Annotated in this window: 6 protein-coding genes; 2 read left to right on the top strand and 4 right to left on the bottom strand. The window is 47.9% G+C overall.

Annotated elements, in window-relative coordinates:
- Nucleotides 1-171 precede the first annotated feature (171 nt).
- From treC to gmhB, 4 genes are all read right to left on the bottom strand, one after another.
- Nucleotides 172-1,860, bottom strand: coding sequence for an alpha,alpha-phosphotrehalase (gene treC, locus GOU96_RS05300; RefSeq protein WP_000099334.1), 1,689 nt, complete (start codon nt 1,858-1,860; stop codon nt 172-174).
- Between the two features lie 79 nt (nt 1,861-1,939).
- Nucleotides 1,940-3,364, bottom strand: a complete 1,425-nt coding sequence (gene treB, locus GOU96_RS05295) for a PTS trehalose transporter subunit IIBC (protein ID WP_057562873.1) — start codon at nt 3,362-3,364, stop codon at nt 1,940-1,942.
- A gap of 248 nt (nt 3,365-3,612) precedes the next feature.
- Nucleotides 3,613-4,563 carry a trehalose operon repressor TreR gene (gene treR / locus GOU96_RS05290; RefSeq protein WP_001080442.1) on the bottom strand — a complete coding sequence of 317 codons (951 nt, stop codon included), beginning with the start codon at nt 4,561-4,563 and terminating at the stop codon, nt 3,613-3,615.
- A 64-nt stretch (nt 4,564-4,627) separates the two neighbouring features.
- Nucleotides 4,628-5,188 carry a D-glycero-beta-D-manno-heptose 1,7-bisphosphate 7-phosphatase gene (gmhB, locus tag GOU96_RS05285; RefSeq protein WP_001108094.1) on the bottom strand — a complete coding sequence of 187 codons (561 nt, stop codon included), beginning with the start codon at nt 5,186-5,188 and terminating at the stop codon, nt 4,628-4,630.
- Nucleotides 5,189-5,423: 235 nt separating this feature from the next.
- On the opposite strand from gmhB, the gene metN reads away from it, so the two are divergent.
- Nucleotides 5,424-6,458, top strand: a complete 1,035-nt coding sequence (metN, locus tag GOU96_RS05280; RefSeq protein WP_000569878.1) for a methionine ABC transporter ATP-binding protein MetN — start codon at nt 5,424-5,426, stop codon at nt 6,456-6,458.
- A complete protein-coding gene (locus GOU96_RS05275) occupies nt 6,448-7,125 on the top strand; it encodes a methionine ABC transporter permease (protein WP_000009571.1) in 678 nt (225 codons plus the stop codon). The genes metN and GOU96_RS05275 overlap by 11 nt, the downstream gene beginning before the upstream one ends.
- Nucleotides 7,126-7,158 lie beyond the last annotated feature (33 nt).

Below are 7,158 nucleotides of genomic sequence, written 5' to 3'. Positions count from 1 at the left end.
ACAGAAAGCCAGCTCATCGAGCTGGCTTTTTTGTTAGCTAAGCATTTTGCTGACCAAACTTGAGGTTGAGAAAATAATCCATCCCTTGTCACCCTTTCTATTTTCACTACCTATATTTTCCACTCTCCATAAAAAAGCCCCGACAATGCGGGGCTGAAAAGTGATTGAATCCTATAGGGGTGACTCAATCAGGATGATGCGTGTTTCGTATGGACGTAACACTTGGTGCGCCAACACGCGCTGTAATTCAATACCCGGATAGTTGCCTAGCAAGTAGAGCGCATCATCGAGCGGTAATTCTGGCAGAACGCATTCGGTTTCGTGACCGTAATAGTTGTTCAAACAGATCAACACTTGTTTCTGATTACGACGCTGATAAGCAAAAATCTCTTTATGCTCAGGCAACAAGTCGGTGTAATCACCGTCCGTAATCACTGCCACTTTCTTACGTAGCGATAGCAAACGACGGTAGAAATAGAACACCGAATGCGGGTCTTCTAACGCGGCCTGTGCATTGATTTCAGGGTAGTTATGCGCCACTTCAATCCAAGGTTCTCCACGAGTAAATCCAGCGTTGAGACTGGCATCCCACTGCATTGGCGTGCGTGAATTATCACGAGATTTTTGCGCCAAAATCGCCAGCATGTCACTTTCAGAGACACCTTGTTGCTGCACCATGATTTGGTGAATGTTGATGCTTTCAACATCGCGATACTGCTTGATCGACGTAAAGCCTGGGTTGGTCATTCCAATCTCTTCACCTTGGTAGATATAAGGTGTGCCTTGCATTAGGTGAATGGTGGCCGCCAGCATTTTGGCTGACTCAACGCGATACTGCTGATCATCACCTAAACGGCTCACAATTCGCGGCTGATCGTGGTTACACCAAAACAGCGCGCCCCATCCTTTGCCATTCAGCCCCGTTTGCCAATGATTGAAAATTTGCTTGAGTTGCAGAAAATCAAACGGCGCTTTCGTCCACTTTTCGCCATTCGGATAATCGACTTTCAAGTGATGGAAATTAAATACCATAGAAAGCTCTCGACCATCGAGCGCAGAATATTGTTGGCAATGTTCTAAGGTGGTTGAAGACATTTCGCCGACGGTTACGCTGCCATAACGCTGGAAAACATCACGGCTGATCTCTTGCAGATACTCATGCACTCTTGGGCCATCGGTGTAAAAACGACGACCATCACCGATTTCATCATTGGCAAAATCTTGTTGCTTGGAAATGAGGTTAATCACGTCAAGTCGGAAACCATCGACACCTTTTTCAGCCCAAAATCCGATGATGTTTTTTACTTCTTCTCGAACTTGCGGATTTTCCCAGTTCAAATCGGCCTGCTCTTTGGCAAACAGATGCAAATAATACTCACCGGTCGCTTCATCCAGCGCCCACGCACTCCCGCCAAATTTGGATTGCCAGTTGTTCGGTACACCACCGTTAACCGGCTTACGCCAAATATAGTAATCACGGTAAGGGCTATTGCGATCGCCCAATGCAGATTGGAACCAAGCGTGTTCGGTTGAGGTGTGGTTAACCACGATATCCATGATGATGCGAATACCACGACGATGGGCTTCTTTCAGCAGTTGTTCGAAATCTTGCATCGTGCCAAAGTCTGGGTTAATCGCGTAATAATCGGCAATGTCATATCCATTATCGACCATAGGCGATTGATAAATCGGCGTCAGCCAAATCGCTTCAATCCCAAGCTTTTGCAAATAATCGAGCTTGCTGATAATGCCTTGCAGATCGCCCACGCCCTTCGCGCCACTATCGCAAAAACTTTTCGGATAAATTTGATAAATTGCAGCGGTTTTCCACCAAGGCATGGATTGGGTTGAGCTACTCATACTACTCTCACTTACTCAAAAAAATTGACTCAAAAACAGAGAAAGGAGTGGCGTAAACCACTCCTAAATCGGGTAGAGATTAGGCAGCCGAAACGGCCAGTTTGCCTGAACTCTGTGCGCGCTTGTACATCAGCAGAGTCAATGCTGCGGGTACCAAAATCGCAATTAGCATGGCGACGAGGTAAATACTCCAAAACTGCGGCTGAATCGAGAGAATACCCGGCAAGCCGCCGACACCGATACCGTTGGCCATTACACCTGCGCTACCACAGACTGCGGCAGCCAAAGCGCTGCCGATCATTGCGCTCAGCATAGGGAATTTGTATTTAAGGTTGATACCGTACATCGCAGGTTCAGTTACACCAAGGTAAGCGGAAATCGCCGCCGGTACAGAAATGTCCCGTTCACCCTGCTTTTTACTGATGATAATGATGCCCACTACTGCCGATGCTTGCGCAATGTTAGATAGCGCGATCAATGGCCAAATCGGCGTACCACCAAGCTCTTGCATCAGCTGCAGGTCCACCGCGTTAGTGGTGTGGTGAATACCGGTAATCACGAGAGGAGCATACAGGAAGCCAAACAGCGTCGAACCAATCACCGCGAAATCACCCGTCATTGCCGCTTTCGCTGCAAATGCCACACCATCACCAATCACGCGACCAAATGGGCCGATGAAGGCGTGAGCAAGCACCACTGATACAATGATTGATACAAACGGCACCACCACCAAATAAAGGTAAGAAGGCACTACACGTCTTAAATTGTTTTCAATAAAAGCCAGTACAACGCCAGCTAAAATGGCAGGGATAACCTGAGCTTGGTAGCCTACTTTCTCAATCGCAAACAGCCCAAAATCCCATACTTCTGGCACTTCTTTACCGATCAGGTAAGCGTTCATCAATTGCGGAGAAACCAGTGTTACCCCAAGGGTAATACCGAGGATTGGCGTACCGCCAAGTTTTTTCACGGTTGACCAGCAGACACCGACAGGTAAAAAGAAGAAAATCGCTTCGCCAATCAGCCACAAGAACGCATGAACCGATGCCCAAAACTGACTGATTTCAGTCAGCGTTTTGCCATCAAACATGCGAATGTCACCAATCACATTACGAAAACCGAGGATCAAACCACCGGTGATGATCGCAGGCAGCAGTGGCACAAAAATTTCAGCCAAATGGGAAATACCACGCTCTAGCACATTCATGTTTTGGCGCGCTGCGACTTTGGCATCGTCTTTGGAAACCGCTTGTTTCCCGGTTTGTTCCAGCAGCATTTTGTACACTTGATCAACTTCAGTGCCAATGACTACCTGAAATTGCCCCGCATTGGTAAAGCAGCCCTTTACCATGCTCAGCGCTTCCAAACCCGCCTTGTCAGCCTGCTCTGGCTGATTCAGCACAAAGCGTAAGCGTGTCAAACAGTGAGTAACGCTCGCAATATTGCTTTCGCCTCCCACCAATTCGATAAGACGCGTCACGTCTTGTTTCGCTATCTTGCTCATATCCTCGTCCACCCTATTGAATTATTATCATTGCAGCAATTGGGAACAGTCCCAAATCAATTGGTGCGATATTGACACAATGCATAACAGATAAAAATGGGAACAATCCCATTAATTGAATGGGATCACACTGTGCGTTATTTATGCGTCAATTTAGTGTAGTAAAAAGAGAGGCAAAATCACGAAAGTGGCGAAAAAGTCACTGATGAGGAGCCGAATGAAAGCACCGAATTAAAGAAAGAATAGACTTAGCGTGACACTGGCATTTGGGTCAAATGCACACAGCCATGGTCAGAGCCGCATAGCTGCTCAATCAGCAGATCTGCCGCCAGTTTTCCGGCCTCACGATAACCAGGATCGACACTGAATATGTTCGGAAACAGGAAAGAGAGCAACTCATTACCACCAACCCCCGTCACCACTACGTCATCTCGCTGCAGCTCTTGCAAACGCTTAATCACACCGAGCGCCAAAGTATCACTCGCGCACACAATCGCTTGGGTTTGCTCAGTCAGCACTTTATCTACCAGCAGATAAGCACTTTCATGATGCAGTTGTCCGGTTTGGTAATTCGCCACAATCTCATGCTCAACACACCAATTGAGATAGGCGTTGAGCCGCTGCTCACCCGTGGTTTTGTCACGTGGGTCGACCCCAATGAAGGCAATATCGCGTAACTGTTTTTGTGCCAAATGCTGCAGCGCACGCTCTATAACCCCAGCATTGTCATAATTGATAGAGGAAATCTCATCACTGTGCATGGCCAAGAGCACGCAGCGGTGCTGCCAACTGAGCAAGGCATCATGATCGATATCGGTAAAGCCAAACACAATGACGCCATCCACTTGTCGCTTGGCGAGCACTTTCAAATGAGAATTGGTTTTTTCACGGCTAAATTGGCTTTCCATGATCACCACATCGTAGCCGTGAGCATAGAAAGCTTGCAGCATAGTGCTGACCGCTTTGTTTTCAGAAGGAGAATCCAGACGTGAAATAATGATACCCACGACTTTCTGGCTACCACCACGCATGGTTTGTGCCGATTTAGAGGGCACATACCCCGACTCTGCAATCACCTGCTCTACTTTAGCGCGGGTTTCAGGCTTCACTTTAGGATCATTGGTTAACACGCGCGAAACGGTAGATTTACCGACGCCTGAAAGTCTAGCAATGTCTAAAATAGTCAGTTTTCGATTCATGCGTTTGTATTGGTATTCATTGATAAGAAAAGAATGAGCGGTCAATAAGGTCACTAACGCGACCTTATTTTTTCACTCGCAGTAGATAATGAGGCACATCGCGAATGCTATCGAGCACCACGGTCGCTAAGGCTTCACCTTGCTCTGTGATTGGCTTACCGGTGCGCACCAAAATCTTAGTGCCTACACCCGCCGCTTCAGCTGCCATCATATCTTCGGCTTTGTCACCGACCATCACCGAATTGGCCATGTCGATGTTCAGGAAATCGCGCGCCGAGAGAAACATGCCCGGCTTAGGTTTGCGGCAATCACACTCTTCTTTGTATTGCCCAATGCCATGTTCAGCATGGTGCGGACAATAATAGATACCATCAAACTCAACCCCATTATCGGCAAAGTTCCAGTCCATCCACTGGGTGAGAGAAATGAAACGCTCTTCGCTAAATTTGCCACGCGCAATACCGGATTGGTTGGTAACCAGCACCAACAAATACCCCATACGCTGCAAAGCCGCAGTCGCTTCAAATACACCTTCAATAAATTGGAAATCGTGCTCATCATGCACATAACCGTGATCGACGTTGATCACGCCATCACGATCAAGAAATACGGCGGGTTTGGCCAAAATGCTGTCTCTTTCAAGTCACTTTGCGCGAATTATTGCACGCTTTATTTTTTTCATCACTATCTATATTTTTTTCGTCACTATCTAATAACTTTCTCTTCTAATTACCCGCAACCATTTAGACGTCTAGACGTAAAAATATCTATTGACTTAAACTCAGCAAGCCCATAGCATCGACTACCAATTGAGGAAGAGGCCAACAGATTATTCTGCCTCGAGCAGTACAGGGTTGCACATGATTGAGATTAAAAGCGTAAATAAGGTGTTCTATCAGGGGGATAAACAAATCCACGCCCTGAAAGACATCAATTTATTCATTCCACAGGGTACGATTTTTGGGGTGATTGGCTCATCCGGTGCCGGAAAAAGTACGCTGATCCGTTGTGTCAACATGCTAGAAAAACCGACCAGCGGCCAAGTGATTGTCGATGGTGTGGATCTCACCACGCTCAGTAATCCACAACTGTGCGCGGCTCGCCGTAACATAGGTATGATTTTCCAGCATTTTAATCTGCTTTCATCACGCACTGTGTTTGAAAACGTAGCTCTGCCACTTGAGTTAGCGGGTCAATCACAACAGCATATCGAAACGAAAGTGACTGAATTGCTGGCCCTGGTTGGTCTCTCTGAGAAAAGAGAGAGCTACCCGGCGAATCTTTCTGGCGGCCAGAAGCAACGTGTCGCGATTGCCCGCGCTTTGGCAAGCGATCCCAAAGTGCTGCTGTGTGATGAAGCCACCAGCGCGCTGGATCCAGCGACAACGCAGTCGATTTTAGAACTGCTTAAAGAGATTAACCGTCAGCTTAACCTGACCATTTTGCTGATTACCCATGAAATGGATGTGGTGAAAAGCATCTGTCATGAAGTGGCGATCATTGGTGGCGGTGAGCTGGTTGAGAAAGGCACGGTCGGCGATATTTTTGCCCACCCGAAAACCGAGTTGGCGCATCAATTCATCCGCTCAACGTTGGATTTATCGATTCCTGAAGATTACCAAGTGCGCTTACAGCCAACTCGCGTGGCAGGCAGCTATCCACTGGTACGTTTGGAATTTACCGGCGCCACCGTGGATGCACCGCTGATGACGCAAATTGCTCGCAAATACAATATTGATGTCAGCATTCTTAGCTCAGATCTGGATTACGCCGGCGGCGTGAAGTTTGGCATGATGGTCGCTGAAATTTTTGGTAATGCCGACGATGATGAAGCCGCGATTCGTTATCTGCGCGAAAACAACGTTAAAGTAGAGGTGCTGGGTTATGTCCTTTAATACGATTGCACAATGGTTTGCACTCAATAGCGACCTACTGTTAACCGCCACATGGCAAACACTGTATATGGTCGCGATTGCCGGTGCGGTGGGTTTTGCGCTCGGGATTCCGCTAGGAGTGATTCTCCATACCACCAAAAAAGAGGGCTTACTGGAAAACCTACCGCTGAACCGTGCGCTCGGCGCCGTGGTTAACATCGGTCGCTCGGTGCCCTTTTTGGTGTTGATGGTCGCCATCATCCCTGTCACCAAACTGATTGTCGGCACTTTTATCGGTACCACTGCGGCCATTGTGCCACTCACGATTGGGGCGATTCCGTTTGTAGCGCGCCTGATTGAGAGTGCGCTGCTTGAAGTGCCAACCGGCTTAGTGGAAGCGGCGCAATCTATGGGTGCGACGCCACTGCAAATCATTCGTAAGGTACTGCTGCCTGAAGCGCTGCCGACGATTTTAAACTCAGTCACGATTACTCTCGTGACACTGGTCAGCTACTCAGCCATGGCGGGTACCGTTGGCGGTGGTGGTCTGGGCGATGTGGCGATCCGCTATGGATTCCACCGTTACGACATCACCATCATGGCGGTCACTGTGGTCATGCTGATTGTACTGGTACAAATTATTCAATCCATCGGCGATGCGTTGGTACGCCGCGTCGATCATCGATAAGCAAAACAAAAGCCTTTTTTGAACAAGGAGTTC

The sequence above is a fragment of the Vibrio sp. R-1 genome, from assembly GCF_035615595.1.
Classification (GTDB): domain Bacteria; phylum Pseudomonadota; class Gammaproteobacteria; order Enterobacterales; family Vibrionaceae; genus Vibrio; species Vibrio cholerae.
The sequence above is the reverse complement of the archived record's forward strand: the minus strand, read 5'-3'. Positions and strand labels throughout refer to the sequence as shown.